This window comes from Thermococcus sp. Bubb.Bath, from assembly GCF_012027595.1.
Taxonomy (GTDB): domain Archaea; phylum Methanobacteriota_B; class Thermococci; order Thermococcales; family Thermococcaceae; genus Thermococcus.
Window position 1 is genome coordinate 75,600 of record NZ_SNUR01000005.1, and the last position, 25,435, is coordinate 101,034.

Below are 25,435 nucleotides of genomic sequence, written 5' to 3' on the forward strand. Positions count from 1 at the left end.
GTGGCTAACGCTCGTCATCGGCCTCTCCTATTTTGGAGAACCCTTTTAAAAAGCAACCGGAAACCCTAACGGGGGATGAAGAGCGTTTACCGGTCTGATTGCTACCGGATGAAGAGACTGGCACTGGCCGACCCCATCAAAATAGAAGAAAAGAGGGCTCAGTAGTCGATTTCGCCCTTTTCCTTCAGCTCTCTATACATTTTCCAGGTGATTATCGGCTTCTTCACTGCCAAGACGTCGTCAACCCTCTTCACGGTGGTGTTGTGTGGTGCGCTCGTAACAACCTCCGGATTTGTGTAAGCTTCCTCGCTGATCTTTTTGAGTGCCTCAACGTAGGCGTCGAGCTCCTCCTTGCTAACGGTCTCAGTGGGCTCAATCATCAGGGCCTCATGGACGATCAGCGGGAAGTAGATGGTCGGTGCATGTATTCCGAAGTCAAGGAGCCTCTTCGCCACGTCGAGAGCCCTAACGCCGGTCTCCTTCTTCATTGGCTCGGCCGAGAATACCGTCTCGTGCTTCCTCAGCTCTTTGCCCGGAAGCTCGTATCCCCTTGTCCCCCTGAGCTTCTGGGTTATGTAGTTGGCGTTGAGAACCGCGACCTCACTGGCCTCTCTTAGGCCTTCCCTTCCCATTATCTTGAGGTAAGTTAGAGCCCTCACCATGACCGCGAAGTTGCCGTAGAGTTCCTTGACCTTGCCTATACTCTTCGGCACGTTGTAGTCGAGGTAGTAGCGGTCGTTCTCCTCGTCATAGCCCACAAGCGGGACCGGGAGGTAGTCCTTGAGGAAGTCCTTCACTCCAACGGGTCCGCTTCCAGGGCCGCCGCCACCGTGCGGGGTTGAGAACGTCTTGTGGAGGTTGAGGTGGACAACGTCAAAGCCCATATCGCCCGGCCGCACTTTGCCAAGGACCGCGTTGAGGTTTGCACCGTCGTAGTAGAGCAGGCCGCCGGCTTTGTGAACGATCTCCGCTATCTCAAGTATCTCGTCCTCGAAGATGCCGAGGGTGTTAGGGTTCGTGAGCATCAGACCAGCCGTCCTCTCGCTCACCGCGTTCTCAAGGGCTTCAAGGTCAACCGTTCCGTTCTCGTTGGAGGGTATCTCTATGACTTTGAATCCAGCCATGGCGGAGGAAGCCGGGTTGGTTCCATGGGCGGAATCCGGGACTATCACCTCCGTCCTCTGGGTGTCGCCGTGGTCGAGGTGGTAAGCTCGGATTATGGAAACGCCGGTGAACTCCCCGTTGGCCCCGGCGGCCGGCTGGAGCGTGAAGCGGTCCATTCCAGTGATCTCCTTCAGCCATCCCTCAAGCTCCCACATTATCCTAAGTGCTCCCTGAACGGTTCTCTCATCCTGATATGGATGAATGTAGGCAACACCTGGGTGGGAGGCTATTTCCTCGTTGATTTTGGGGTTGTACTTCATAGTGCACGAGCCAAGGGGGTAGATGCCACTGTCAACGCCGTAGTTCATCTCGCTCAGTCTTGTGTAGTGTTTGACAACCTCCGGCTCGCTTAACTCAGGAAGGTTGAGCGGGCTCTTCCTCCTGAGCTTTTCGGGTATCTCAACCTCCACGTCCTCGATCGGCTTGGGTAGGGTGTAGCCTATCCTTCCCGGACGTGATAGTTCAAAAATAGTTGGTTCATCCCATTTTGTTTGTCTGAACATCTTCACCACCTCATAGCTCCGCGTCACTGATTATCTCTTCAACTGCTTCAACAAGGGCATCAACCCACTCTCTCCTCGTTGTCTCGGTTGCCGCGAAGAGGGCCGTCTCTCCCAGCTCAGGGAAGTGCTTTCCAAGGTAATACCCGCCATGGACGTTCCTTTCGAGGAGGCGTTCGTGGATTACATCGTAGGACACCTCAAACTTTACTGGCACATCCTTGAAGTTCACGCCGTCGAAGGCTATCTCGCCGACCTCATGGAGGCGCTTCTTGAGGTAGGCGGTGTTCTTCAAGATAATCTCACCGAGTTCCTTAAGGCCCCTCGGTCCGAGGGTAGCGAGATGAATGGCCGCTGCGACAGCCACAAGGGCCTCGTTGGAGCAGATGTTTGAGGTCGCCTTGGCGCGCCTTATGTGCTGCTCCCTCGTCTGGAGCGTCATCACGAAGCCCCTCTTTCCGTCAGCGTCCTTTGTCATGCCTATTATCCTTCCGGGCATCTGCCTAATCAGCTTCCTGTCGTTTCTGACCGCGAAGATTCCTGCCCTCGGACCGCCGAAGTTCATTGGGTTGCCGAAGTAGGCGGCTTCACCGACAACGATGTCCGCCCCAAGCTCCCCCGGAGCCTCCACAATACCAAGAATTGTCGGGTCAACGCCAACCACGAAAAGGGCTCCTGCATCGTGGGCAATCTCTCCGATTTCCCTTACGTTCTCCTCAAGAAGGCCGAAGAAGTTCGGTATCTCAACGTAAACGCCGGCGGCGCCTTCAACCGCTCCCTTGAGCTTCTCGATGTCCATCTGACCCCGCTCGTTCCAGGGAACCTCGGATATCTCAAGCCCCGGACCGGCGGTGTACGTCTTGAGGACTAGCTTCTTTTCCGGGCTTAGAGCCTTCGGAACGACGAACTTATTCCTCTTCGTCACGCGAGCTGACATCAGGGCGGCTTCCGCCATGGCCGTTCCCCAGTCGTACATTGAGGAGTTAACTATCGGGAGGCCAACGAGTTCCGCAATGAGGCTCTGGTACTCGAAAAGGGCCTGGAGCATGCCCTGGCTTACCTCCGGCTGGTAGGGGGTGTAAGCGGTGAGGAACTCACTCCTCTCGACGAGGTATTTGACGTGGGCCGGGACGTAGTGGAAGTATGTTCCCGCCCCAAGGAAGCTGGCCATTTCAAGGGCAGTCTTGTTTTTGCTTAATGTCTCGTTGAGTTCCGTGAATACTTCATACTCACTTTTTCTCCCGGGGAGGTTGAACTCTTTGGCCATTCCCTCCGGGACGTCAGAGAAGAGGTCTTCAATCGAGGAGAAGCCAATCTCCCTAACCATCTCCTCTTTATGGGCCGAGTTTGGGATGTAGTGTTTGCCCATCCTGATCACCTTCTAAACTTTAAGATGCTCATGGGGGAGTTGGCAGGGAATAATATATGCTTTGTGGCTCGATGAACCTGAATAGCATGATGAACATGTATGAACGTTAAGAGGGTGTTACCACGCCGTACCCCCAAGATGGGTAAGATCTTTAAGCTATCCCACCCACGGTTTCAGGGGATTAAGATGAGAAAGGGGGCAGCATTTCTGACGGTGATTCTGCTTGCCGTTGTGCTCGTCTCGGGTTGCACTGGGGGGCAGCACAAAGAGAGTCCCACACAGATTACAGCCCACGCTACCTCCGAGAAGACGTCCCAAACCACCGAAACCTCCCATGAGACCACGAGCACTACCACAGCCACCACTAAGATATTGAATACCACAACGGCCTTTACCCCAATCACTCAAGAATCATCCAGCTCCACAGCTGAAAGCAGAACTCCGTGGAAGCCAGATGGAGCCATCTAACCCGGAGAGTACTCAGAGAACGTCACATTCGGAGATTTCAGCCTCTTTCTCAGGGTTGAGAACGATACGCTCATGGTGGGGATGCCTACCAGCGGATGGGTCGCCATCGGCTTCGGCAGGAGCAGAGGAATGAAAGATACCGACATAGTGATAGTATACGTCTCCCCCAACGGCACGGCGAGATAAGTGACTCGTACTCAACGGGATTTGCCGGGCCCCACAACCCGGACGAGCTCTACGGGGGAAGAAACGACATAATCACCTATGGAGGAAGCGATAACGAGGAGTACACCATAGTGGAGTTCTCAAGGAAGATGGACACAGGGGACAGATACGATTACAAAGTGGTTTCAGGCGAGAGAATACGCGTCATCTGGGCATACGGAGCGATGGACGACTTCCTCTCGGACCACGTTGAAGCTGGCTCGGGGACGGTTGTTGTGGAGGGTTAGCCCTCCAAAAAACTTAAAAACCCTCCCCGGCTCATATAACCTGAGCACTGGAGTGCCGCGGTAGCCTAGCCTGGTAGGGCGCCGGCCTGCTAAGCCGGTGGCCGTTGGCCACAGGGGTTCAAATCCCCTCCGCGGCGCCATAATCTTCTTGGGTTCAAAAGCCGGGATAGCCTAGAGGCGAGGCGGTGGACTGCAGATCCGCTTTACGGGGGTTCAAATCCCCCTCCCGGCTCCAAGTTCTTGTCTTAATTCTACTCGAGCTGTTTATGCAAGCGATTGAACAGTAAAACTATGAGAATATGATAAAGCCAAAGGACATTTTATAAAAGCACCGATAAAACGTTGAAATCTACAAAAAAACATCATTAAGAGAAAACAAGATAAAACACGGAAAAGGAGAAAAGCGGCCGTTCACCAGCTTCTCCTCTGTCTCCTGCCCCACCTTTGCCTGTACTCCTGCTCCAGCTCCTCGTTCCTGTAGGACTTCTTGTAGCTGGCAGGGAGCGATTCACTGAGCTCTGACTTCTCAACCTCAACTCCCGCCTGCCTGGCTATGTAACGGAAGCGCCTGAGCTCACCGGGCTGGATAAAGGTCAAAGCTTTCCCCTTCTCGCCCATTCTACCCGTCCTCCCAATCCTGTGGATGTACTGCTCCGCGTTCATGGGGATGGAGTAGTTGACAACATGACTGATGTTCCGGATGTCGAGGCCCCTGGCAGCAACGTCTGTGGCCACGAGGACACGTGTCCTTCTAGATTTAAAGCGCCCGAAAGTTCTCTCGCGGGCTGCCTGGCTCATGTCCCCGTTTAAAGCTTCGGCACGGTATCCGTCGCTCCGAAGGTTCTCAGCGAGCTCGCGCGTCTCCCTCTTTGTCTGACAGAAGACTATGCCGTAGAAGTCATCCTCGATTATCTTCTTGAGAGTCCTGTACCTTGCCCCTCTCGGAACCTCTATGTACTCCTGTTCCACCTCGCCAGGAACGAGTTCGTCCCTGCTGACGATTACGACCTCTGGATCACGCATATACTTCTTTGCCAGCAGAAGAACGTCCCTCGGCATCGTGGCCGAGAACATGAGAGTCCTCTTTTCTGAAGGGGTTGCCCTGAATATCGCCTCTATGTCCTCCTGAAAGCCCATGTCGAGCATCCTGTCCGCCTCGTCCAGAACGAAGAAGCGTACCGAGCTGAGATCCATCGTACCACGCCTTATATGGTCGAGGATCCTGCCCGGTGTGCCCACAACGACGTGAACGCCCCGCTCAAGTGCCCTTATCTGGGGGCCGATGGGCTGACCGCCGTATACGGCGTAAACGTAGGCCCTCTTCCTTCCGCGCAGGCTCTTGATTTCATCCGCCACCTGGAGGGCTAGTTCCCTCGTGGGGGTGAGGATTATGGCCTGAACGCTCTTTTCATGTGGGTCAACGGCCTCAATGATTGGAAGTGCAAAGGCGGCAGTCTTTCCAGTCCCTGTCTGAGACTGACCGATAACGTCCCTCTCACCAGAGAGAAGAAGCGGTATGACCTCCCTCTGGATGTCTGTGGGATTTGAGAATCCCTTCTCTCTAACGGCCACTAGGGTGGCCTCGGATAAGCCAAGGTTTTCAAAACTCATTTTCTTAACTCCTCAAGTTTACTCAAACGCGCCCCTTCTCAAGCCAGAACGCGTCGAGAAGAACCGCGATTTGGCGGGCCGAGGGGGATTCGAACCCCCGACCACGGGATTAAGAGTCCCGCGCTCTAACCATGCTGAGCTACCGGCCCTCAACCCGAAGTCATAGACGGGGAGCCCATTTATAAATTTTTTGGTTACATGTAGAAGGTCAGGTATGGATCCACCTCAAACTCCGGGAAAGGCACCTCCCCTTCCCCATCAACAAGAACCCTCTCTCCATCCCCCGTGAACTCCCCCAGCTCAAAGGCCAGAATTCCATTTCTAATTAATTCAATAATCAGTAAATCAACGTTCTCTGGCGGAGTTATCGCTATCAGAGTCCCGGTTGAGGAGACGCTCCATGGACTCACGTTGTAGAAGTCGAGCACCTTCCTCACCAGCGGATCGAGATGAAGCTTCTCGGAGTAAACCCTGAAGCCAATGCCCGAATTGTCCGCTATCTCATGGAGAGCCGTTAAACCACCCTCAGTAGCATCGTGCATGCCCCTTACAAATGGTTTAGCTATCAAAGCGTCTGGAACGGCAGTCTCAAAGTAAAACGAGCGCTTTAACCTCATCAGCTCCTTCTTGGTGAGGATTTCCGAGAGCTCCTCGGATTTAAAGTAAGCGGCGGAAACCGCGAACTCAAGACCGACCTTGGCGGTGACGACTATTTTATCCCCCGGTTTCGCCAGCGGGAGTTTAAGTTCATCCTTCTTAACAAGTCCTATAGCAGTTGTGGTTGCTGTTGGCTCTCCTATGGAGGGATAAACCCCGGTGTGGCCTCCGATGATAGCTGAACCGTATTTGCGGCACTCGTCGTTTAGGTCGCCCATAATATTCGCCAGGAACTCTTTGGGAGTGCCCTCCGGGAAGAGCAGGTCAACAATGAGCCATCTCGGCTTTGCCCCAAAGACGGCAACGTCGCTCGCCGTGAAGTGATAGGTAAAGAAGCCGAAGGTCTCGGAGGGAACGCCAAGGGTGGGGTCTGTTGCCGCGATTAGGTAGTGATCCGCATCGTATTCCAGAACCACCGAATCAAAGCCCTCTCTCGGCCCGTAGATTACCTTGGTGTCTTCAACACCCAGATTTGGGAAGACAACCTCGCGCAGGACTTCATTCCTGAGCTTTCCGGGTTGAAGCACTTCCACCGCCCCTGAACTTTTCGATTATTCTATTTATCTCGTTTAAGGTTTCTTCGTCGCAGTTCCAGCACATCACCTCAAAGCTCGGGACGCGGACGCTGACGCGAACCTTCCTCCTCCTCGCCACCCTGCTCACCTCGTAGTTCACCTTATAAGCCAGCTCCATGAGCTCCAGGGTTACAATCTCCTCGCGGTCAATATACTGGAGCGGGCAACCCTCGCGCCACTGTCTCCGTCTCGCGTGCTCGTACATGCGGTAGGGCTTTATTCCCACTTCGTCCGCCAGGGCCTCGACCTCCTCCGCGGTGTATTTTATCAGCGGCCGGAAGATGGGAACCCCAATCCGCGGAAGGGGACAGAGCCGTATATCCCCCTGGCACTGGTCGAGGAGAGCCCCTATTATCTTGTCGTTCGCGTTGTCCCCCTTGGCTAAAACGTCGAAGCCGTTGTTGAGGACGAACCACTTGGCGTTCCAGAGCATCACCTTCTTGCAGTTGATGCACACCGGTCCCTTCCTCCCCGTTGCCTCCCGGAGGAGGCCTTTGGTTATATCAACGAGGTAGTGCTCAACGCCGAGTTCTTTCGTGAACTGCATAGACCAGCTGAGCGTTTCCCTCCAGCTCCAGCGGTGGAAGAAGGTTAGGGCTGAAACGTTGAGACCGGCCTCTTTAAGAAGGTACAGCGCCAGACTTGAGTCCTTCCCTCCGGAGAACATGAGGAGGATCCTCCACCTAGAGAGTCCGCTCTTCTCCGAGAACTCTCGCAGTGCGCCCACCGCTTCCTCAAGATGCAGCATGGAACGGGAAGGGGAATGGGACTTAAAAACCTTCAGATGTTCACCTTCTCAAGCCACTGCCCCGAGAGGTCGCCGACGTAGGGAAACTTGTAGAGCTTCCCCTGGTATGCCTCCAACATCTCCAGAATCCACAGGATTATCCCAAGGAGCCACGTCAGGTTCGCAAGCACCCAGCCAACAAACGGGATAATCCCAAAAATCCAGCCGAGGACGGTAATTCCCAAAAAGGTTACGGTGGATTGCATAGCGTGGAAACGGACGAAATAGCTGTCCTTCTCAAGGACGAGGAATATTATCCCTGTAATCCACCAACCGAGGTACGCTAACAATCCTTCAACGTTCTCGTCAATGCAGAGGGAAGTCTTCCCGGACCCAGAGGACGGAGTCTTCTCCATGGTATTAGCTCCAAATTTCTCTATTGTGTAAGCGTCAAGGGTTAAATAAGTTTCCAAGGGAGGCTTTGAAACCCACAGATTTAGAACTTCGAACCGCTGAGATTTGTTAGGCTAACCAAAGCTTTTTAAGATTATCTATGGACTTGGATTTGGATTAGGGAAGCCTAACGGTGATGAACATGGTTGTACCACTAATTGGACTAGAGCCTGGGGAAAGAGGAGTCGTGGTTAACATAGCCGGTGGTTCAGGACTGAGGAGCAGGCTCTACGCTATGGGCATTGCTCCAGGGGTTATCATAAGGGTTCTTGAGAAGCACCAGTTTGGCCCCGTCGTTGTGGAGGCGGGTACCACGAGGCTGGCGGTAGGTAGGGGAATGGCAGGTAAGGTACTCGTCAGAAAGGTTTGAGGTGAGATAACATGGTCATGAAAGTAATCGCCCTCGCCGGAAACCCCAACGTCGGCAAAACAACAATATTCAACGCCCTAACCGGGATGCACCAGCACGTTGGCAACTGGCCTGGCGTCACCGTTGAGAAGAAGGAGGGAACCTTTGACTACAAAGGCGAGCGCTTTCTCGTCGTTGACCTCCCCGGAACCTACTCCTTAACCGCCCATTCTGTAGACGAGCTCGTCGCGAGGAACTTCCTTCTCAATGGAAACCCCGACGTCGTTGTGAACGTCGTGGACTCGACTTCTATTTTGAGGAATCTCTACTTTACGATGGAAATATCCGAGATGGGACTCAAGAATATAGTCATTGCCCTCAACAAGATCGACCTGGCGGAGAAAAAGGGCATTACGATAGACATTGAAGAGATGTCCAAGATTCTAGGTGTTCCAGTTGTCCCGCTCGACGCCAAAGATGGCAGGGGACTAGATAAACTCAAGAAAATGGTGCAGAAAGTGGCCCATGGTGAAATCAAGGAAAACCCAATAACCCCTCACTACGACCCTGAGGTAGAGAGAGAGATAGAGCACATCTCGGGGGTTCTGAAGGGCACGAAGCTGGCCGCAAAGTACCCGCTCCGCTGGCTGGCGATAAAGCTCCTCCAGCGCGATGATGAGGTAATAAAGCTTGTCGAACGCTACCTTGGGAAGGAAGGGCTTGAGAGCGTCATGACGCACATAAACGAGGTGGAAGAGCGCTACGGAAAGGCGATGGATCTCATCATAGCCGGCCAGAAGTACGAGTTTATCGATGGCTTAATCCACGAGTTTATGCGCTACGGTCAGGCTTCTGGGGAGAACTTTACCGACCGTCTTGATAGGCTCCTCATCCACCCAGTTTACGGTTTTATCACACTTGCCCTGGTGTTCTACGGTGTCTTCAAGTTCACCTTTGCCTTCGGCTTGCCAATTCAGAACTGGCTGGCCAATGCATTCACGCTCTTCGGCAGCTGGCTGGCACCGCATATAACGAACGAGGCACTTCGGGGCCTTCTCGTCGATGGTATAATCGGCGGCGTTGGAATGGTACTCAGCTTCTTCCCGCTCGTCTTCCTCCTCTTCCTCGTCCTCACCTTCCTTGAGGACTTAGGGTATATGGCGAGAGTGGCCGTTTTGATGGAAGGGATACTCAGGAGGTTCGGCCTTCCGGGGAAGGCAGTAATTCCCCTCATCCTTGGCCTTGGGTGCAACGTTCCGGCGGTAATGTCTGCAAGGAACTTAGACGATGAAAGGAGCAGGCTTGTCACCATGTTCGTTAATCCCTTTGTCCCCTGCTCCGCGAGGCTTAGCGTTATAAGCTTCATAACCGCCATATTCTTCGGCAGGGAAAAGGCCCTTGTTGCGGCGAGCATCTACGTGCTGGCCTTTGCGGTTGCCCTCACTTCAGCATGGCTCGTTAGCCGTTTCATCCCCGGCGAGAGCAATCCCTTCGTCATTGAGCTCCCCGAATACCTCATACCCAACTGGAGGAGTCTGCTCATTCACTCATGGGAGAGGAGCAAGGAGTTCGTCCGGAAAGCTGGAACGGTTATTCTGCTCGGAGCAATATTCATCTGGTATCTCAGCAACTACCCCGCCCCCGTTGGAACCGGGAGGAGCTACGCCGAGCAGATAGGGCACTTCTTCGCGCCTTACATGAGGTTGATGGGTCTCGACTGGAAAGCTGCCGTTAGCCTGCTCTTTGGAATCATAGCCAAGGAGAACGTCATATCAACCTACGGGGTACTTTACGGCAGCGAGGCGGCCATAAGGAACGCGATGACTCCCCTTCAGGCTTATGTGCTCCTAGTAGTGACGACGCTCTACATCCCCTGCATAGCCACCATCGGTGCCATAAAGGGAGAGAGCAACTGGAAGTGGGCGACACTGGCAACGGCCTACATGATAACTGTCGCCTCCATAGTGGGAATCCTGGTATGGCACGTGGGGATTGTCCTGGGGTGGTGAAGTTGAACACGCTTGAACGGGTACTAGAGCTCATAAAGGAGGGCAAGAAAACACCGGAGGAAATAGCACGTGAGCTGAACATGAAAAAAGAAGATGTTAAGGCCGCGATAGAGATACTAAAGAGCCTTGGCTACATTGAGGAGGTTCAGAAGGATTCCTCCCCCGCCTGTGAGACCTGTCCCCTGAAGAAGATATGCCACGGCTCATGTCTGAGGCCAACGGGCAACAAGGCTTTCAGCCTAACGGAGAAGGCGTTCACCCTCAAAAAGTGAGCCGCTGTACTCACTGGCAGGGATATATTTTACAGCCGTAAAATATATAAGTTCCATCGCGAAGGTTAAACCGGTGGTAAGTATGAAAGCGGTGATTCTTGCAGGGGGTTTTGGAACGAGGCTGAGGCCAATATCCTCAACGAGGCCAAAGCCAATGGTTCCGGTCCTCGGAAAGCCAAACCTCCAGTATATACTGGAGAACCTTGAGAAGGTTGGGGATATCGACGAAATCATACTCTCGGTTCACTACATGCGCGGTGAGATAAGGGAGTTCATAGACGAGAAAATGGCCGACTATCCGAAGGACATACGCTTCGTGAACGATCCGATGCCCCTCGAAACTGGCGGAGCACTCAAAAACGTGGAAAAATACGTCGATGATGACTTCCTGGTTATCTACGGCGACGTTTTCACGAACTTCAACTACGGGGAACTCATAAAGGCCCACCAGGAAAACGACGGTCTTATAACGGTTGCAGTTACCAAGGTCTACAACCCGGAGAAATACGGTGTCGTTCAGACGGACGGAGACGGAAAAGTCCTCCACTTTGAGGAGAAGCCTCACCGGCCGCCCACGAACCTCATCAACGCCGGAATATACATCGTAAACAAGAAAGTTCTTCAGGACATATCCGAAGGCAAGGAAGTCTACTTCGAGAGGGAGGTTCTCCCGAAGTTCGTCAGTGAAGGCCAGGTGTACGCGTACAAGATGCCGCGCGAGTACTACTGGGTCGACCTCGGAACCCCAGAGGACCTCTTCTATGCCCACCAGATAGCAATGGACGAAATCTCAAAGGACAACGGCTATTTCGTCATAAAGGAGGGCGCAGAGGTTCCAGAAGACGTAGAAATAGAGGGACCGGTTTACATAGATGAGGGCGCGAAAATAGGCCATGGCGTCAAAATAAAGTCCTACACATACATAGGACCCAACAGCATCGTTGAGGACAGGGCCTACTTCAAGCGTGCAATCCTCGTGGGCAGCAACATAATAAAGAGTGAGGCAGAGATAAAGGACAGCATCCTCGGAGAGGGCGTTGTCGTCGGAAAGAGGGTTATCCTGAAAGAAAATGCCGTAGTCGGCGACTACGCCAAGATAAGGGACGACCTCGTCATCTACGGCGCTAAGATCCTGCCCTGGAAGAAGGTGGAGGAGTACGAGGCGTACATCAAGATAAAGCTCGACCCGACAAAGGTAAGGCCTGGAGAGTATCCAGATCACTGCCCGCTCGGCCTGCCGGAGTGCATTTACAAGAAGTTCAAGTCGATAGCGGGTGAGAAGCCGCCCTGCGACGAGTGCATAGAGAACCAGTGGCTGTTCTGAGCCCGTATTTTCTAATTTTTAACAAATTTTTGAGTTTTTGTAACGCTCAAATGGGATTTCAATCAAATTTACGTTTATTATTGCCACAAAACTTATATTTAAAACTGTGAATAGGTAGAACCATGAAAGTGAAAAAAAGCACCGTTGCCGTAATGTCCATTTTTATTCTAATCATCGCAAGTAGTACATATATAGCCTTAAATTTCGGAGGGCATAAACCCCAAACTTCAAAATCAAAGGACGATGATGTCACTCAATTCCAGAAAGATTCACAATATTCTCATGTCTTCACGGAAATTCTGAACGAAAGCGAGGCTATTTACGGAGACACCGACAAGCTCATCTACGGACCATACCTCTGGGATTCGCTCGATAACACTCCCCACAACTGCACCATAACGAAGAACCTAACCGTGTTGAAGGTGAGGGGGGATAAAATTTACGCCCTGTACAAAAACATCTCCCGCGAGGTAACTGGAAAGAAGAACCTCGTAGGGCTGATTCTACTCACCGACTTGAAAATGGACGTTTCAACCACACTAGGGAAGATTTCATATCTGGTGCAATCAAACTATTACAGCCCTGATGTTGAGGTCGAGTCCTGCGTACTGCTGCATCGTCTGGAAAACTTTGATAAATACAGGTCAAAGGCGGTAGCCCTATACGGGGAGCCCTGCTTTTCCTACGATTACTACCAAAATCTATCCATTAAGGTAAAGAGCTTTATCACAACCTTATACCAGCTTAGAAACAAAAACAGAACCTGGGAGATAGAGGCCAGACCTTTCCTCCAGAAATCGGTTGAAATCCTCGCCACCAACGGGACAGTCCTCAACAGATACCTGGACGATGATTATTCCCCTCAAAAGGCAGCACAATTGCTGGAGAAATTTACCAGACAGGTTAAAGGCGACCCCTACATGAATACCCTTTGGGGGTCATCACTGAATTACCTGGTCTACCACAGGGACAGCTATCTAATGTCCACAGGGAGCAACGACTCCCCCAGTGAAATTGATGAACACTATCTAGAGGTATTCTGGGCGTGGTATCATATATTCCATCCACGGTGCGTGTGATGAAAATGAAAGATCTGTGGGGTAAATTCTTCGGGGTGTTTTTTGGGGTCATAGCACTAGCTGATTTTCTGTCTCTTATCATCCTTTATCGAACAAATAATCCTGGGAAGGTTCTCCTTCTCAAAGCTTTCCCTGTGGAATACTGGGCTATTAAAGTGGGAGAAATGAGTGCTGCCCTTGCTTACATTGTTATGTGCTTCGCAGGCTCTTGTAACAGTAGAAAAACACTAGCTTTACTGGCCTTTCTCTTCGTTGCCCTCAGACTGCTCTCAAACGTCCCATTATTAGGGAATATTACAAAAATAACGTTAGGAAGCCTAATTGGTTCAGTCATAATCTACATCGGAGGAATGGCAACCATGTACAACCTCCGGAGGTGCTGAGATGATAGGTTCCTTGCTAAGAATCATTGCAAAGAAGAAGGGGTTTGTTTTAGTTTTCTTATCTCTTATCCTGGTCTCCCTCATCATATTTCATCTTGTACTTCAGGTTGGCGTTCTCGTCGATAAGAACGTGGAGTATCAATTCAGGGAGTATAGACCACATGTCGTTTACTTCACCCGCTTTACTCTGCCAAAGGCGGCCACCTCCCAGGACTACCCGCTAACCAATGATATCGGGGCATTTGAAGATTCTCTTGAAAAAACCTTGGATAATGAAAATTTCAGTGCCCACACTCTCGTTGGATTCTCATGGAGCTACATTAATCCAATCAGAGTTGGAGGAAAGCAGGTTAACATATGGTTGTATACCTCACAGATAATTTTTCATCCCTCAAAGAATTTGGGTTCAATGTTGAGAACAACCAAGGATATTTCCCTGAAAATGCGGTCGTAGTTCTGGACTCAAACCTCACGCCTGGAATGGATTCCAAAACCATTCTCTCGCGGTTCTTTGACAGGAACGTCAGCGTCCTGAACGCAACGAGAACTGCTCTGAGCTACCCTCTCCTATCCTCCAGGGATTATGGGGTTCTGTACATCCAAGTTGCCGCTCCACTGAAGGATTGGGCAGTGAACGCCTGCCTGAACCATATACGAAAATCACTCGTTGAGAGCAGTGGACTTGAGTTGCTGGTGTACACTGCCGTCAACTTTGAGCATCCAATAAACAACGTCTCAAAGCTTGAGCCAATGGTTAAGGAGACAATACCAGACCGTATCTTCCCTAAGGCCCTCTGGAACGCATATCGCGGGGTCCAGCTCTACCGCAACAGAACCGTTTACCTCGACATACGGAGTCCAACCAGCAATAGAAGGATGTTCTATTCCAACGGCACATACCACAATTACAGCACCTCAGAGCTATGGACGCTCGCTGATAACGGGTCCATTGTAATCCCAACGACCGTGTCAGTGGAACAGAAGGACATAGTGGACCTCCTAAAAGATTCAGGAGAGTACGTGCTCAAGTTCTTCGTTGGATACAGCGGGCTTTTGATGACGCTCTATCTCCCGCTGTTCATGCTCCTCATCTACGCTTCATCAAGATTCTACCAGCAATTGATGAAAGACCTCGACATCCTCTCCCTCCGGGGAATAAGAAGAAATTATTATCGGGTTGTGGATTTGGCCATCTTTGTAGCCTGCACACTGGCAGTTCTTGCTTCTTACGAGCTGGTCATCGCACTGTATAGCAAAGCCCCCTCGGCTTTGGTAGCTGGTGCTGTGATTCTTGTTTCATACTCGATAGTACTCCTTTCCAAGAAGATCAACGGAAGAGGACTAAAAAACTGTATCCTGCCATTACTGACTGCATCCTTTATACTCCTCGGCTATCTAAGGATTAACAATGAAGTTTTAATGGCCAGGGGTTGGGGTTTTCTTGTTATATTCCTGGCCTTTCTCTATGCACTAACTCCCCTCATGGGCGTGTACTATGGGGTGCTCTCAGAGCAGGTGGTAAGAAAACTCGTAGGGCTGTTCCAAAGCAGGAACCCACTGCCGTACTATGAGAGGATTCTTAAAGAATACACCCTGGTATTAGCTTTCTCCGCTTATCCTCTGGCTATAGGGCTTCTGCCCAAGCTTATATCCCTTGAAAAAGTCACTGACAGGATAGCCGGCTCCAGCGACTATTTCAATCTCGTTGGGTACAGCAACGTCTCAATCTTAGGCCTCTTGAATGAGTATTTAAAAGAACTGGCATTGATTTTTGGACTGACAGGTCTCGTTGTGGGGTTTATCCTCATCTCAGTAATGCTATCCAAATACAAAGAAGCCAAGAGATATTCAAAACTTCGCGGGATCGATGAGGCAATGCTCAAAAAACAGACCATAAGATCCCTCTTCGTTTTTGTGTTAATACTAACGGCGTCCATGGCGGTGATGCTACTCCTGGTAGCACTCTTCACCGACGCATACGTCGGCTTCAACTACACCGAGGGGAAAATAGTAGTGGAAGGCGGGAGGCTTGTCGTTAAGTCCCTCTTCAAACCGCCTCACATATTCATCTGGGGGTGATAAAATGGCCATCGTGGAGTTTGATGATGTGTTCGTGAAATACGAAACGTACACCGGCGGGGTCTTGGCATTGAGGGGAGTCACGTTTACCCTTGGGGAAAAAGAGGCAGTGGTCCTCATGGGGCCTTCGGGAAGTGGAAAGACGACGGTTCTAAAAGCCATTCTAGGGCTGGTTCAGCCGATGCACGGCTTCGTCAGGGTGTTCGGGGTTGAACCTAAAGATGAGAAGGAAGCCCTTTCAGTACGGAGAAGACTTGGTTACCTCACTCAAGAGGGCACCATGATAAACGAGCTCACTGTATGGGAGAACACAGTTTTCTATGCCCAGGGTCGGGGCAAAAAGCTGGACGAAAAAAAGGTCAGAGAGCTAGCTGAAAAGCTAAACATCGGGGAAATTCTTGATAAGCACCCCAACCAGCTCAGTGGGGGAGAACTGAAAAGGGCAGAACTCCTGATGGTCCTCTCAGACGGGCCGGAGCTACTCCTCTTAGACGAGCCCACTTCAATGCTCGACGCCGAGAACTCAATGATAATAGTCGAACTCCTCTCCGAGCTCAAAGGAAAAGTGCCGATGCTGATAACATCCCACGATCCGAGGTTGAGGGGAATAAGCGACAGAGTGCTGGCAATAGTCGGGGGTGAGCTCAAAAAGGACTGGAGGGACTAAATCTTTCTTTTATCAACACCTCAGCCTTGGATTGTACTCCAGCAGGCTCTTTCCGTTTTTAAAAATCCTTATCGTTCCGCTCTCGGAGAGGCTTATTGAGACCGCCTCTGTGAGTTTGGTGATTCCCGCTGCTGCGATGTGGCGGCTTCCGAGGCCCGGCGGGAGTTTCAGATCGAGCGATTTTGGATCGACATCCAGATAGACGCCGGCGGAGTTTATCCTGCCGGTCGAACTTATAATGAAGGCCCCGTCCAGCTGTGCGAACTCCTTTATGACCTCACGGCTGTTGTCATCAAGGACGTTGATCCTGTGCCCCCTGAATGGGTTGGGAAGCATGCTGTGGGAGTGCCTGAGGACGTTCTTAACATCACCCACGACGAATATCGTGCCAACTGGATATCCTTCCCTTCCCTCCACACTGAGCTCTATGGATATCTCCAGAAGGCGCTGAATCACCCTCCCTCGCTGGGAGAAAAATTCCCCCACGGTAAAGGCATCCCTGACCGCAGATTTAAGCCCAACAGAAGTTGGTGTAACGTAGACGAAGTTTTCACCTTCCACTAAGATTTCATGTTCAATTAAAAAAGCCGAAACCAAGTTGAGCGAGCTCTCAAGGTCCAGGTTGCGTGGGACGGGAAGCCGTATGATTCCCGATCCAACCTCAAAATCCGGACCTAGAAAAACGGCTGTGATACCTAACGAAGAGAGGGTTTCCTTAACTCCCGCGGGAGGGCTGTCTATGAACACAACTACCCTAGAATCAGCGCCGTCTATTAAGGTCAGTGCCGCCTTCACCAGGATTTCGTGGATTGTCATTTTTCCAAACCCACCCCATTTATCCCGGATAACTATTAAAAATTTTGCCGCCTGTTACTAACCGTCCGAAATTAGGCAAGCTTAAAAAGGAATGGGGGTATAACCCTAAGGGATACATATGGCACAGAAGATGAGGGTTGTCGTGGCACTAACAGGTGCAAGTGGAAGCGTTTACGGCCTCAGGATAGCGGAGAGACTAAGGGAACTGGGACATGAGGTCATCCTCCTGGCATCAAAGACTGGCATTAAGGTAGCGAAGCACGAACTTGGAGTGGATATAACTCCTGACTATGATGAAGAAAACCTCTTCGCCCCCATAGCATCCGGTTCGTACAGTTTTGATGCCATGATAATAGCACCATGCTCGATGAAGACCCTCGCAGCTATAGCCTCAGGAATGGCCGATAACCTCATAACAAGAGCAGCAGACGTGGCGTTGAAGGAGAGGAGGAAACTCGTTCTTCTGATCAGAGAAACTCCACTTCACGTTATCCACATTGAGAACATGCTGAAGGTGGCACGCGCCGGAGGGATAATTATGCCAGCATCCCCAGGGTTTTATACAAAACCCAAGACCTTGGAAGATATCGTAAACTTTATAACCGGAAGGGTACTTGACCAGATTGGGATTAAAGACAGCGTGTACCAGAGGTGGGGTGGTTCAAATGATTCAGCTGGATGACCTGGACAGGGCGATTCTCAGACTTTTGAAGGAGGACGCGCGGCTAACAATATCAGAACTCGCGGAGAAACTGGACAGACCGGAGTCTACGATCCACTTCAGGATAAAGAAGCTCCTCGAGAAGGGAGCCATAGACCACTACACAATCCTGCTCGGAGAAGACCTCAGACCTAAGAAAACCGCCCTTGTGGTGCTCCAAGCTGAGACTCCCATAATCGAGGACTTCCTCGAGAGGTACGTGAACCACATTATGAGAACCCTATCTATGATTTCAAACGTCTTGTGGGTAGCAAAGAGCGGAAAAGATACCGTTATAGCCCTCATAGGTGGAGAGGACGACGAAAACCTCAGCGAATTTATAGAGGAAAACATCAGAACACTGCCAACCCTCAAGAGCGTCTACGTGTACAAAATCGACGAGATCAAGAAGGGAGAGGATTTAATCGGCTTCCTCAGCAACATCTGAGCGGTGATTCCATGGAAATAGAAGTCAAGTTCCGCGTAGACTTCGACGAGATTAGGAAAAGGATAGAATCACTCGGAGCGTCCTTCGCAAGGGAGGAACTCCAGGAGGATATTTACTTTTCTATTCCCCTCCCCAATCTCCTGCGGGTTAGAGGGATTGCCAACCTCGGAAAGGCGTTTCTAACGTACAAGCGCATAGAAGACCCCGGCAGGAATGAGGAGTTCGACGAGCTTGAGGTCGAGGTCTCGGATTTCGATATCACAGTTGAAATTCTTAAGCGCCTCGGCTTTGAGGAAGACGTCGTGGTGAAGAAGCGCCGCCTAGTTTACAAGCGTGGAGATGTCACCTTCGAACTGAGCGAAGTTGAGGGGCTCGGCGACTTCCTTGACATCGAAGTTCTCAGCGACGACGTTGGGTACGCGAAACGGAAAATCTGGGAGATAGCCGGAAAGCTTGGACTTGGTGAGGAAGACGTTGAGCCGAGGCTCTACCAGGAGCTGATACAGGAGAAAATGGGACAGGGCTGACCTCCTCCCCGCCCTAAAGGGCGAGGCTTTCAAAAGAAAAAAGTAAAAAGAAACCCGCTCTCCCCTCAGCGCGCCGTGGCAACTATCTTTATGATGTCGTTGAACTCCAGCTCGTAGTCCTCACCAACGCGCCTGTGGGTTCTGGCGTTGACCGCATAGAGAAACGTCTTTCCGAGGTCGGTGTGCACCTTGTATGCCAGGTCTCTCGGCGTTGAGGTCTTCGGGAGCAGGTGGACGTGGGGCAGAACGTTCCCGAACTGGTCGGTGAGCTTGTGCTCGTCCTCAACCGGGTAGACTGGAATGAGCTTCAGAAGCTCGAACGTAGCCGTGTTTATGACGTCCTGAACGCCGGTGGAGCCAAAGCGGTTAAGAACCTTCTCCTTTATGAGCCCCAACGCCTTCTCCTGCTTGGGACTCATCTTCTTTATGATTTTAAAGTCAGATCTGCCAGACACGTAGTCTATGAAACCCGCCTTTGCCGCCTTCCTGAGGGTGAGTTCGGCGGCGGCGCTCGTGGGGATTACGATGTAGCCCCTGCTCTTGCCCTTCTTAATCAGACGCTCTATCTGTGCATCGGCGGCGGCATCTGCCTTGTTGGCCGCGATGATTATCGGCTTGTTGACCTTTCGAAGCTCCCTGACGAAGGCCATTATGTCCTCCTCGCTCCACTTGGTAGGGTCTTCATCGAGTCCAAGCCGGTGGATGGCCTCAAAAGCGTCCTCCTCTGTTATGCCAATGCCAGTCAGCTGGTCCGCTATGGCTTGGGCGAGCTTGAGGTGCTGGAGCTTTATCCTCTTGGAGAACTTGTCCCAGTTCTTGTGGAGAATGCCGTAGATCCAGTAGTCTATCTCCCTCTCGAGGAACTCGATGTCTTCAATGGGGTCATGGTGGTCGGTGGGGTTCCCCTCCGCGTCCGTCTTCCCCGTCGCGTCTATGACATGGATGAGCGCCGAAGCCATCCTCAGGTCGTCGAGGAACTTGTTGCCCAGACCACGGCCCTCATGGGCACCGGGGACGAGACCGGCAACGTCTATTATCTTTATTGGAATGAGCGCCTTCCCGTCTTTGTACTCGTAGTTCTGCGGGTTCGGTGTGCAACCAAGTTCTTTACACGGGTGCTCGACTATCGCGTAGGTAACTCCAACGTTGGCGTCAATCGTCGTGAATGGATAGTTAGCAATATCAACGTCAACGAGGGTAGCCGCTGAGAAAAAGGTTGATTTTCCAACGTTTGGTTTTCCCACAACGCCTATCTCCATATACCCACCACCGGGCTAAATTGGCGGGAGGGTTTTAAGGGGTTTTGGTGGAAGAGATGGTACTCACGGACCCGTCGGAAACTTGTTTAAAGACGCTAATCTTATTAACCTTAGGAGGGTATAGGATAACCGGCTGCAGGAACGGCCAACAGGCAATAGAGTTAAAAACATGAACGCTGTTAAGAGTTAATGAACCCCATGGGGAGGTGAATGACTGTGAAATCCAAAGGGGAATTTAAAAGGTTGAAAAACAGGAAGCTTCAAACGCTTCCTCTGATACTCCTGTTGCTCGGAAGTCTGCTCTGGTTCGGCGGTTACGCCGCCGCCAGTGGCTCTACTGGAAACGGCTTCTTCTGGGCAGGGAAATACAGTGCGGAGCTCAGCGGATTCGTCTCAGCTGCTTACGGTGATTCGGGCCTCATATTCACTGGCTGGCTCAACGGTGCCGGCGTCAACCACTCGGACGCGTGGCTCGTTAAACTCAACGACGATGGCAGCATATCCTGGCAGAAGGCTGCTGAAGGGAACTACGGCCTTTCAGACATCGAGGCTACTGACGGGGGATACATAGCAGTCGGCTGGGCCAACGGTGCTGGAATATCGCAAAGCGATGCCTGGATTGTAAAACTTGATGGCGATGGAAACGTGCTCTGGCAGAAGGCCGTTGGAGGAGCCGGTGCCGATGTTGCCAAGGCGGTCTCCGTTAATGCCTTCGTTGGAGACTACAACGGAATGCCATGGATAGCTACGTTTAACGAGAACGGAAGCATAGTCTGGGAGAAGGTCCTCAAGGGCGACGGCAAGTACGGCTTCACCAGCATATACACTGACGAATACAACGGAAGAAAGTACTACTACATCGTTGGTTGGGCCAACGGTGCTGGCATCTCCCAGAAAGACGCCTGGCTCCTTAAGTTCAACGAGAACGGAAGCAAACTCTACTGGCAGGAGAGGGTCGCTAGCGCGGGCAACGAAGAGGCAACCTCCATCACCATGATTCCTGGAGGAATACTCGTCTCGATAGTCACCGACAATGGAACCATCCTCGCCAAGTTCCATTACGATGGCTACTTCAATTGGGCCAAGTTCTATCCGGGAGTTAAGATAAACAGACTCATCAACACTGGAGACAATGTTATAGCCGCCGGCGAGATGAACGGCGACGGCTTCGTTATGAAGGTCGACTACAATGGTAATGTCCTCGGCGCGGTCACTTACGGCAAGGAGGGAAGTGAAAGCTTCAGCGCACTCTCCATCGGTGGGAACAAAGCCTTCCTCGGCGGAAGGATGGGTGACAACGCCTTTGCCCTCGGAGTTCCTCTCGACAGCCTGAGGATACCTGTCTGTGGACTCGTGAAGGACGTCAGCATAACACCACAGGACGTCAACCTCACCGTTGTCAAGACCGACCTCACTCCGGAGGACGTTAACACCACTGAGAAAACTACCTCGGCCCAGTTCGTCGAGACCTCAGCCCAGTTCCAGCAGCTTAAGGCAATCAAGGAGCTCTTCTCAGTTAGCGACCCGGTTGGTGACGATCACGGGCCAGGAACTTACACTTACCCAACCAACCCGGTATTTAATCAGACCGGCCTCTTCGACCTCACGGGAATGAGCGTTTACGAAACCCCCGACAGCTACGTCTTTGGATTCCACTTTAAGAACCTTGGTGGTAACCCGTGGAACGCTCCAAACGGTTTCAGCCTCCAGATCATAGAAGTGTACCTCGACTTCAAGAAGGGCGGGAACACTTCTGCCATCAAGCTCGCCGCTAACGGTCCAGGAAGCAACGTCCAGCTTGACCCGAACCACCCGTGGGACCTTGCCTTCAGAGTCTTCGGCTGGGGCAAGTACCTCGTCCTCCCAAACGGCACAGTCCTCAATGATATAAACGTGTCAAGCGACCTCTCAACCAATACAATACTGGTCACAGTCCCCAAGAAATACCTCAACATAACCCCAGACACTTTCGTCGCAGTTCTTGTTGGTTCACAGGATGGGTACGGTGTTGATCAGTGGAGGGCTGTTGGTGTTAACGCGTCACAGTGGGTTATTGGTGGTGCTGATCCCAACGCGGTTATCGCTGGAGTCGCCCCGCGCGTCATGGATCTCCTCGCTCCCGCTTGGTTCAAGCCGACTCAGGAGGAACAGCTCAAGAGCTACGATGCCAACAACAGCAAGCTCGCCACCGTCCGCATGGTTCCACTTTCAGAGAACTACGGCATGATAAGCGTTTACTCAACTCCTGCCGGAGCGACCGTCAGCATCGACGGTAAGAACGTTGGAACCTCGCCGGTCAAGTACTACCTCGTGCCTGCTGGGAACCACACGGTTAAGCTTTCAATGAGCGGTTATAACACTTACGAGACTACCATTACTGTTGAACCGATGAAGGAGGCTGTAGTTAACACCACTCTTGAGAAGAGCGTTGGTTACCTGACCCTCACCAGCACTCCAAGTGGAGCTACTGTCTTCATCGACGGAAAACAGGTTGGAACAACCCCGCTCAACAAGTACGAGCTCGAACCTGGAACCCACCTCATCACCCTCAAGATGAGCGGGTACCAGAACAAGACTATCGTAGTCAAGATCACCGCAGGGAAGGAGATCACCAAGAGCGTTACCCTTGAGAAGCCGAACGGCTACCTGACCCTCACCAGCACTCCCTCAAACGCCACCGTCATAATTGATGGAAAGGATGTTGGAACGACCCCACTCAACAAGTACGAACTCGCCCCAGGAGACCACACAATTGTCCTCACAAAGGAGGGATACCAGAACAAGACTCTGACCGTAACCATCAACCCCGGCAAAGAAACCAACCAGAGCGTCACCCTCACACCACTCAACGGTTACCTCACCCTCACTAGCGATCCAAGCGGTGCTACAGTCATTATCGACGGAAAGAATGTTGGAACGACCCCACTCAACAAGTACGAACTCGCCCCAGGAGACCACACAATTGTCCTCACAAAGGAGGGATACCAGAACAAGACTCTGACCGTAACCATCAACCCCGGCAAAGAAACCAACCAGAGCGTCACCCTTGAGAAGATTCAGACAACAACCTCAAGCACCACGACAACTACAACCACTACCACGACAACCAGCAGCTCAAGCAGTAAGAAGGGGACGAGCATCTGCGGTCCGGCGGCTATCGTCGGCCTCGCCATCGTGCCGCTCCTCCTCAGAAAGAGGAAGTGAAACCTTTTCCATTTTTCTTCTACTTTTGCGATTTTTCTGGATATCTCGCATAGCTTCAAAGAACAACGGTTCTCAAGGCCTAACTAAGCTCGTGGCATTCATCGCATCAAAGAAGAGCTTTTATTGCGTCATCGAGAGGGATTGTGTGCTCACCCAGAGAACCCAGGAAATCCGCCGGAGCCCTCAACAGAGAGAGGTTCATGCGGTAGTGCCCCCTGTACGCAGCAGTTCTAGCGACTATGAGATAATCAAAGAGCTCAGGTAAGAGGAAGTAGTTCCTGAACTCCAATGGAAGGTCGAGTTCATTGAGTGACAGTGGGGAATGTGTCAGAATCAGGGTAACGCCCTTTTCTCCAGCAGTTTCGACTGCCTCAACAATTCCATCCGCGGAGATACCCTTAAGAAGAGGAAACCCTGCCACAACGAACGACGCCCCCCCCTCCACAGAGTTCAGGGCATCCAGCACCGTTTGAAGACGGAATGCCTTCCCAAAGTAAAAACCCTCCAAATTGTCCTTTACCCTGCGGAGGAGAGACGGGGAAAATCCACCTCCAACGTTCACGTGATAAACAGCTCCTCTCTCAAGGAGAGATGCCTCGGTGTACGCGAGAAAGACTGCCTCAGCGTGTTCGTCGGAGAAAAGAACACCCAGACTACTCCCCAGGTTGATTCCAAAGGGAAGAGCCTCAAACGGTTTAACGACCTCTGATTCCTCCGGGGTCTGGAATATGAGTCCCATCAAAGAATAAAGAAGCAGTGAAGGTATTTATACCTTGCGGATTTAGAGGACTGCAACCACGAGTACCTTAAGCAGGAAAAATACCACCGCCGAAACTACCCATGCAAGGATTCCCGCCAGAAGTGCTCGTAGCCATCCCGTGTTGAACACAACCTTAACAACCCAGAGAGCTGCCAGCAGGGCGAGGAGCACGTTGATACCCGGCAGGAAGAAGAACACCGCAGCAATAACGACAAAGACCACCCCTCCCCCGATCATCGCCACGAAGGCTTTTCCCAGCGTGGGATCCCTGATACCCGCCAGTTTTGCACCGATGAATAGGAAGTAAGCCGAAATAAGCAACGAGATGAAGAGCACTCCAAAAGCAAGACTAATGCTGAGACCAACAAGACCCGGAATAGCCAGACCATGCATGTTACATCACCACTCATATTAGGTGACGCTGGTTATTAACTTTCTCTAACGCCGAGAGAACCTCTTCGAAGGGGGCCTCCGTTTTGATGGAAGTGGGCGAGAAGTGGGTCCTCGTTGTTCTATACCCCCTGCTCAGGAGTTCATCGATGAGAGCTTGGAGCTTTGGGATACCAACCCCGGTACGTCTGGCCAGAGCATGGGTGTCATAATAGAACGGAACGTCCAACTCGGAGCTGAGAAGGGACAGGAATTCGGTTGTCTTGAGATCCCCCAAGGGGTGTTCCAGACTCAGCTCATGGAGAGATTGGACAAAAGCATCGTCCTCGAGCGGGCCCAGCCAGAGTGGTCCTGCCGCACCAGGAGTAGTGGGAAGGAGACCCATGGAGTACTCAAACTTCCCAGATTCGTCCTGCCAAAGGTATCCCAGCGTTGAAAGGCTTTCATCCGCTTTTCTGGCACCGTTCACGACTTTTAGAAAGACCCTAAAGTAGTGATCACGATAATAGGCCAAGAGAACCTTAATCCCCATGTCGTATTTGGCAGCGTAGCGGACGACGGTTCCTATCAGTATCCTAAGCCCCACCTCGTGGCAGAGCTCACCCCTCAGAGGCTCAGCCAGGTACTTCCTCCTGCAGGCGTTCCTGTATGCACCGCAGAGGACGCCAGTGTCCGTGGCGGTTATCCCAAGGATCCCTTTCCTTCTGACCGTGCGGAGGGCGGAGTCCAGAAAGGGTGCGGGGGAGCCGAACGGGTCAAGGTCAACGAAGTCAAAGTACCTGAACATAGCTGACATGAGTGCGTTGGCATCCGACCTCCTCACGAGGATTCTCCTTCTATCCACACTAACCTCAGCAGAATCGCCCTCTACAACCGGTCTCACACCAAAGTTAAGCTCGATGTTCTGTAGTATCAGACCAAAGGCCTCCTCACTGAGATCGTTCAACCACACCTCCTCGACAGGGGTTTCAAGGGCATACCTTATTCCCCTAACTCCCGTGGCCGAAAAAGCATCCAGGACTTTCCGGGGAGCGAGGGTCTTTACGGCGAAAACGCTGATGTCACGGTTTAACCTCATAAGGGGATTGTAAAAGACGGGTGAATCATATATCCTCCCCGCCAGGGGAACCTTCAGCCTCGCAAGCCCCTCCGCTACTTCCACGATCTCCACCACTCTCACCGAAGCAGGAGTA

General features: G+C 51.8%; 25 protein-coding genes, 3 tRNA genes and 1 pseudogene. 17 read left to right on the top strand and 12 right to left on the bottom strand.

Annotated features, from left to right (window positions below):
- Positions 1 to 158 precede the first annotated feature (158 nt).
- Together gcvPB and gcvPA are read right to left on the bottom strand one after the other, a co-directional pair.
- Positions 159 to 1,667: an aminomethyl-transferring glycine dehydrogenase subunit GcvPB gene (gcvPB, locus tag E3E29_RS10065; protein ID WP_167910910.1), complete on the bottom strand. Its 1,509-nt coding sequence runs from the start codon at positions 1,665 to 1,667 to the stop codon at positions 159 to 161.
- Between the two features lie 10 nt (positions 1,668 to 1,677).
- Positions 1,678 to 3,033: an aminomethyl-transferring glycine dehydrogenase subunit GcvPA gene (gene gcvPA, locus E3E29_RS10070; RefSeq protein ID WP_167910864.1), complete on the bottom strand. Its 1,356-nt coding sequence runs from the start codon at positions 3,031 to 3,033 to the stop codon at positions 1,678 to 1,680.
- A 549-nt stretch (positions 3,034 to 3,582) separates the two neighbouring features.
- Here gcvPA and E3E29_RS10075 point away from each other — a divergent pair.
- The 3 genes and pseudogenes from E3E29_RS10075 to E3E29_RS10085 all read left to right on the top strand — a co-directional run bounded on the left by E3E29_RS10075 (position 3,583) and on the right by E3E29_RS10085 (position 4,188).
- A pseudogene (locus E3E29_RS10075) lies at positions 3,583 to 3,953 on the top strand (DOMON domain-containing protein).
- 54 nt (positions 3,954 to 4,007) lie between these two features.
- Positions 4,008 to 4,093: transfer RNA gene (locus tag E3E29_RS10080), tRNA-Ser, on the top strand.
- Positions 4,094 to 4,113: 20 nt separating this feature from the next.
- Positions 4,114 to 4,188, top strand: a tRNA-Cys gene (locus tag E3E29_RS10085).
- 176 nt (positions 4,189 to 4,364) lie between these two features.
- Here E3E29_RS10085 and E3E29_RS10090 read toward each other — a convergent pair.
- The 5 genes from E3E29_RS10090 to E3E29_RS10110 all read right to left on the bottom strand — a co-directional run bounded on the left by E3E29_RS10090 (position 4,365) and on the right by E3E29_RS10110 (position 7,939).
- Positions 4,365 to 5,564 (bottom strand): DEAD/DEAH box helicase, encoded by a 1,200-nt coding sequence (locus E3E29_RS10090; protein ID WP_167910866.1) that lies wholly within the window; start codon positions 5,562 to 5,564, stop codon positions 4,365 to 4,367.
- A 71-nt stretch (positions 5,565 to 5,635) separates the two neighbouring features.
- A tRNA-Lys gene (locus E3E29_RS10095) sits at positions 5,636 to 5,713 on the bottom strand.
- A 45-nt stretch (positions 5,714 to 5,758) separates the two neighbouring features.
- Positions 5,759 to 6,748, bottom strand: coding sequence for an AIR synthase family protein (locus E3E29_RS10100; protein WP_167910911.1), 990 nt, complete (start codon positions 6,746 to 6,748; stop codon positions 5,759 to 5,761).
- Complete coding sequence (locus E3E29_RS10105; RefSeq protein ID WP_167910867.1) at positions 6,720 to 7,544, bottom strand: 7-cyano-7-deazaguanine synthase; 825 nt, start codon at positions 7,542 to 7,544, stop codon at positions 6,720 to 6,722. Before E3E29_RS10105 ends, E3E29_RS10100 begins: the two co-directional genes overlap by 29 nt.
- Positions 7,545 to 7,576: 32 nt before the next feature.
- Entirely contained in the window at positions 7,577 to 7,939 is a 363-nt protein-coding gene (locus E3E29_RS10110; RefSeq protein ID WP_167910868.1) for a DUF4870 domain-containing protein, read from the bottom strand.
- A 173-nt stretch (positions 7,940 to 8,112) separates the two neighbouring features.
- On the opposite strand from E3E29_RS10110, the gene E3E29_RS10115 reads away from it, so the two are divergent.
- From E3E29_RS10115 to E3E29_RS10155, 9 genes are all read left to right on the top strand, one after another.
- A complete protein-coding gene (locus E3E29_RS10115; protein WP_342764712.1) occupies positions 8,113 to 8,346 on the top strand; it encodes a FeoA family protein in 234 nt (77 codons plus the stop codon).
- 11 nt (positions 8,347 to 8,357) lie between these two features.
- Positions 8,358 to 10,334, top strand: coding sequence for a ferrous iron transport protein B (feoB, locus tag E3E29_RS10120; RefSeq protein ID WP_167910869.1), 1,977 nt, complete (start codon positions 8,358 to 8,360; stop codon positions 10,332 to 10,334).
- A complete protein-coding gene (locus E3E29_RS10125) occupies positions 10,331 to 10,606 on the top strand; it encodes a DNA-binding protein (RefSeq protein WP_342764713.1) in 276 nt (91 codons plus the stop codon). The genes feoB and E3E29_RS10125 overlap by 4 nt, the downstream gene beginning before the upstream one ends.
- A gap of 82 nt (positions 10,607 to 10,688) precedes the next feature.
- The gene (locus tag E3E29_RS10130) at positions 10,689 to 11,930 is read left to right on the top strand and encodes a sugar phosphate nucleotidyltransferase (RefSeq protein ID WP_167910914.1); all 1,242 of its coding nucleotides are present in this window, start codon (positions 10,689 to 10,691) and stop codon (positions 11,928 to 11,930) included.
- A gap of 122 nt (positions 11,931 to 12,052) precedes the next feature.
- On the top strand, positions 12,053 to 13,009 hold the full coding sequence (locus tag E3E29_RS10135) for a hypothetical protein (protein ID WP_167910870.1): 957 nt from the start codon (positions 12,053 to 12,055) through the stop codon (positions 13,007 to 13,009).
- Positions 13,009 to 13,392: a hypothetical protein gene (locus tag E3E29_RS10140; RefSeq protein WP_167910871.1), complete on the top strand. Its 384-nt coding sequence runs from the start codon at positions 13,009 to 13,011 to the stop codon at positions 13,390 to 13,392. The genes E3E29_RS10135 and E3E29_RS10140 overlap by 1 nt, the downstream gene beginning before the upstream one ends.
- Before the next feature lies 1 nt (position 13,393).
- Complete coding sequence (locus E3E29_RS10145; RefSeq protein WP_167910872.1) at positions 13,394 to 13,846, top strand: hypothetical protein; 453 nt, start codon at positions 13,394 to 13,396, stop codon at positions 13,844 to 13,846.
- Between the two features lie 26 nt (positions 13,847 to 13,872).
- Entirely contained in the window at positions 13,873 to 15,471 is a 1,599-nt protein-coding gene (locus E3E29_RS10150) for a hypothetical protein (protein ID WP_167910873.1), read from the top strand.
- A 4-nt stretch (positions 15,472 to 15,475) separates the two neighbouring features.
- Positions 15,476 to 16,138, top strand: a complete 663-nt coding sequence (locus E3E29_RS10155; RefSeq protein WP_167910874.1) for an ATP-binding cassette domain-containing protein — start codon at positions 15,476 to 15,478, stop codon at positions 16,136 to 16,138.
- A gap of 12 nt (positions 16,139 to 16,150) precedes the next feature.
- On the opposite strand, the gene E3E29_RS10160 is transcribed toward E3E29_RS10155, so the two are convergent.
- Positions 16,151 to 16,954, bottom strand: coding sequence for a diadenylate cyclase (locus E3E29_RS10160; protein ID WP_167910875.1), 804 nt, complete (start codon positions 16,952 to 16,954; stop codon positions 16,151 to 16,153).
- Between the two features lie 130 nt (positions 16,955 to 17,084).
- Here E3E29_RS10160 and E3E29_RS10165 point away from each other — a divergent pair, with 130 nt between their 5' ends.
- Genes E3E29_RS10165 through cyaB form a run of 3 tightly spaced genes read left to right on the top strand, consistent with a single transcriptional unit; the run spans position 17,085 to position 18,629 of the window.
- The gene (locus E3E29_RS10165) at positions 17,085 to 17,636 is read left to right on the top strand and encodes a UbiX family flavin prenyltransferase (protein ID WP_167910915.1); all 552 of its coding nucleotides are present in this window, start codon (positions 17,085 to 17,087) and stop codon (positions 17,634 to 17,636) included.
- Positions 17,620 to 18,102 carry an Lrp/AsnC family transcriptional regulator gene (locus tag E3E29_RS10170; protein WP_167910876.1) on the top strand — a complete coding sequence of 161 codons (483 nt, stop codon included), beginning with the start codon at positions 17,620 to 17,622 and terminating at the stop codon, positions 18,100 to 18,102. Before E3E29_RS10165 ends, E3E29_RS10170 begins: the two co-directional genes overlap by 17 nt.
- A gap of 11 nt (positions 18,103 to 18,113) precedes the next feature.
- Positions 18,114 to 18,629, top strand: coding sequence for a class IV adenylate cyclase (cyaB, locus tag E3E29_RS10175; protein WP_167910877.1), 516 nt, complete (start codon positions 18,114 to 18,116; stop codon positions 18,627 to 18,629).
- Positions 18,630 to 18,694: 65 nt separating this feature from the next.
- Here cyaB and E3E29_RS10180 read toward each other — a convergent pair whose 3' ends face one another.
- On the bottom strand, positions 18,695 to 19,888 hold the full coding sequence (locus E3E29_RS10180) for a redox-regulated ATPase YchF (RefSeq protein WP_167910878.1): 1,194 nt from the start codon (positions 19,886 to 19,888) through the stop codon (positions 18,695 to 18,697).
- Between the two features lie 47 nt (positions 19,889 to 19,935).
- Here E3E29_RS10180 and E3E29_RS11980 point away from each other — a divergent pair, with 47 nt between their 5' ends.
- Together E3E29_RS11980 and E3E29_RS10185 are read left to right on the top strand one after the other, a co-directional pair.
- On the top strand, positions 19,936 to 20,061 hold the full coding sequence (locus E3E29_RS11980; protein WP_277346703.1) for a hypothetical protein: 126 nt from the start codon (positions 19,936 to 19,938) through the stop codon (positions 20,059 to 20,061).
- A 37-nt stretch (positions 20,062 to 20,098) separates the two neighbouring features.
- Positions 20,099 to 23,092 carry a PEGA domain-containing protein gene (locus E3E29_RS10185; protein ID WP_167910879.1) on the top strand — a complete coding sequence of 998 codons (2,994 nt, stop codon included), beginning with the start codon at positions 20,099 to 20,101 and terminating at the stop codon, positions 23,090 to 23,092.
- A gap of 106 nt (positions 23,093 to 23,198) precedes the next feature.
- Here E3E29_RS10185 and E3E29_RS10190 read toward each other — a convergent pair whose 3' ends face one another.
- Genes E3E29_RS10190 through E3E29_RS10200 form a run of 3 tightly spaced genes read right to left on the bottom strand, consistent with a single transcriptional unit; the run spans position 23,199 to position 25,413 of the window.
- On the bottom strand, positions 23,199 to 23,831 hold the full coding sequence (locus E3E29_RS10190; RefSeq protein WP_167910880.1) for a hypothetical protein: 633 nt from the start codon (positions 23,829 to 23,831) through the stop codon (positions 23,199 to 23,201).
- Between the two features lie 42 nt (positions 23,832 to 23,873).
- The gene (locus E3E29_RS10195) at positions 23,874 to 24,245 is read right to left on the bottom strand and encodes a hypothetical protein (protein ID WP_167910881.1); all 372 of its coding nucleotides are present in this window, start codon (positions 24,243 to 24,245) and stop codon (positions 23,874 to 23,876) included.
- A gap of 13 nt (positions 24,246 to 24,258) precedes the next feature.
- On the bottom strand, positions 24,259 to 25,413 hold the full coding sequence (locus E3E29_RS10200; RefSeq protein WP_167910916.1) for a tRNA (guanine(10)-N(2))-dimethyltransferase: 1,155 nt from the start codon (positions 25,411 to 25,413) through the stop codon (positions 24,259 to 24,261).
- Positions 25,414 to 25,435: the final 22 nt, after the last annotated feature.

Coding starts and splice junctions, on each gene's coding strand:
- gcvPB (WP_167910910.1), bottom strand. CDS start 1,667: ATGTTCAGACAAACAAAATGGGATGAACCAACTATTTTTGAACTATCA.
- gcvPA (WP_167910864.1), bottom strand. CDS start 3,033: ATGGGCAAACACTACATCCCAAACTCGGCCCATAAAGAGGAGATGGTT.
- E3E29_RS10090 (WP_167910866.1), bottom strand. CDS start 5,564: ATGAGTTTTGAAAACCTTGGCTTATCCGAGGCCACCCTAGTGGCCGTT.
- E3E29_RS10105 (WP_167910867.1), bottom strand. CDS start 7,544: ATGCTGCATCTTGAGGAAGCGGTGGGCGCACTGCGAGAGTTCTCGGAG.
- E3E29_RS10110 (WP_167910868.1), bottom strand. CDS start 7,939: ATGGAGAAGACTCCGTCCTCTGGGTCCGGGAAGACTTCCCTCTGCATT.
- E3E29_RS10115 (WP_342764712.1), top strand. CDS start 8,113: ATGAACATGGTTGTACCACTAATTGGACTAGAGCCTGGGGAAAGAGGA.
- feoB (WP_167910869.1), top strand. CDS start 8,358: ATGGTCATGAAAGTAATCGCCCTCGCCGGAAACCCCAACGTCGGCAAA.
- E3E29_RS10130 (WP_167910914.1), top strand. CDS start 10,689: ATGAAAGCGGTGATTCTTGCAGGGGGTTTTGGAACGAGGCTGAGGCCA.
- E3E29_RS10135 (WP_167910870.1), top strand. CDS start 12,053: ATGAAAGTGAAAAAAAGCACCGTTGCCGTAATGTCCATTTTTATTCTA.
- E3E29_RS10140 (WP_167910871.1), top strand. CDS start 13,009: ATGAAAATGAAAGATCTGTGGGGTAAATTCTTCGGGGTGTTTTTTGGG.
- E3E29_RS10145 (WP_167910872.1), top strand. CDS start 13,394: ATGATAGGTTCCTTGCTAAGAATCATTGCAAAGAAGAAGGGGTTTGTT.
- E3E29_RS10150 (WP_167910873.1), top strand. CDS start 13,873: ATGGATTCCAAAACCATTCTCTCGCGGTTCTTTGACAGGAACGTCAGC.
- E3E29_RS10155 (WP_167910874.1), top strand. CDS start 15,476: ATGGCCATCGTGGAGTTTGATGATGTGTTCGTGAAATACGAAACGTAC.
- E3E29_RS10160 (WP_167910875.1), bottom strand. CDS start 16,954: ATGACAATCCACGAAATCCTGGTGAAGGCGGCACTGACCTTAATAGAC.
- E3E29_RS10165 (WP_167910915.1), top strand. CDS start 17,085: ATGAGGGTTGTCGTGGCACTAACAGGTGCAAGTGGAAGCGTTTACGGC.
- E3E29_RS10170 (WP_167910876.1), top strand. CDS start 17,620: ATGATTCAGCTGGATGACCTGGACAGGGCGATTCTCAGACTTTTGAAG.
- cyaB (WP_167910877.1), top strand. CDS start 18,114: ATGGAAATAGAAGTCAAGTTCCGCGTAGACTTCGACGAGATTAGGAAA.
- E3E29_RS10180 (WP_167910878.1), bottom strand. CDS start 19,888: ATGGAGATAGGCGTTGTGGGAAAACCAAACGTTGGAAAATCAACCTTT.
- E3E29_RS10185 (WP_167910879.1), top strand. CDS start 20,099: ATGACTGTGAAATCCAAAGGGGAATTTAAAAGGTTGAAAAACAGGAAG.
- E3E29_RS10190 (WP_167910880.1), bottom strand. CDS start 23,831: ATGGGACTCATATTCCAGACCCCGGAGGAATCAGAGGTCGTTAAACCG.
- E3E29_RS10195 (WP_167910881.1), bottom strand. CDS start 24,245: ATGCATGGTCTGGCTATTCCGGGTCTTGTTGGTCTCAGCATTAGTCTT.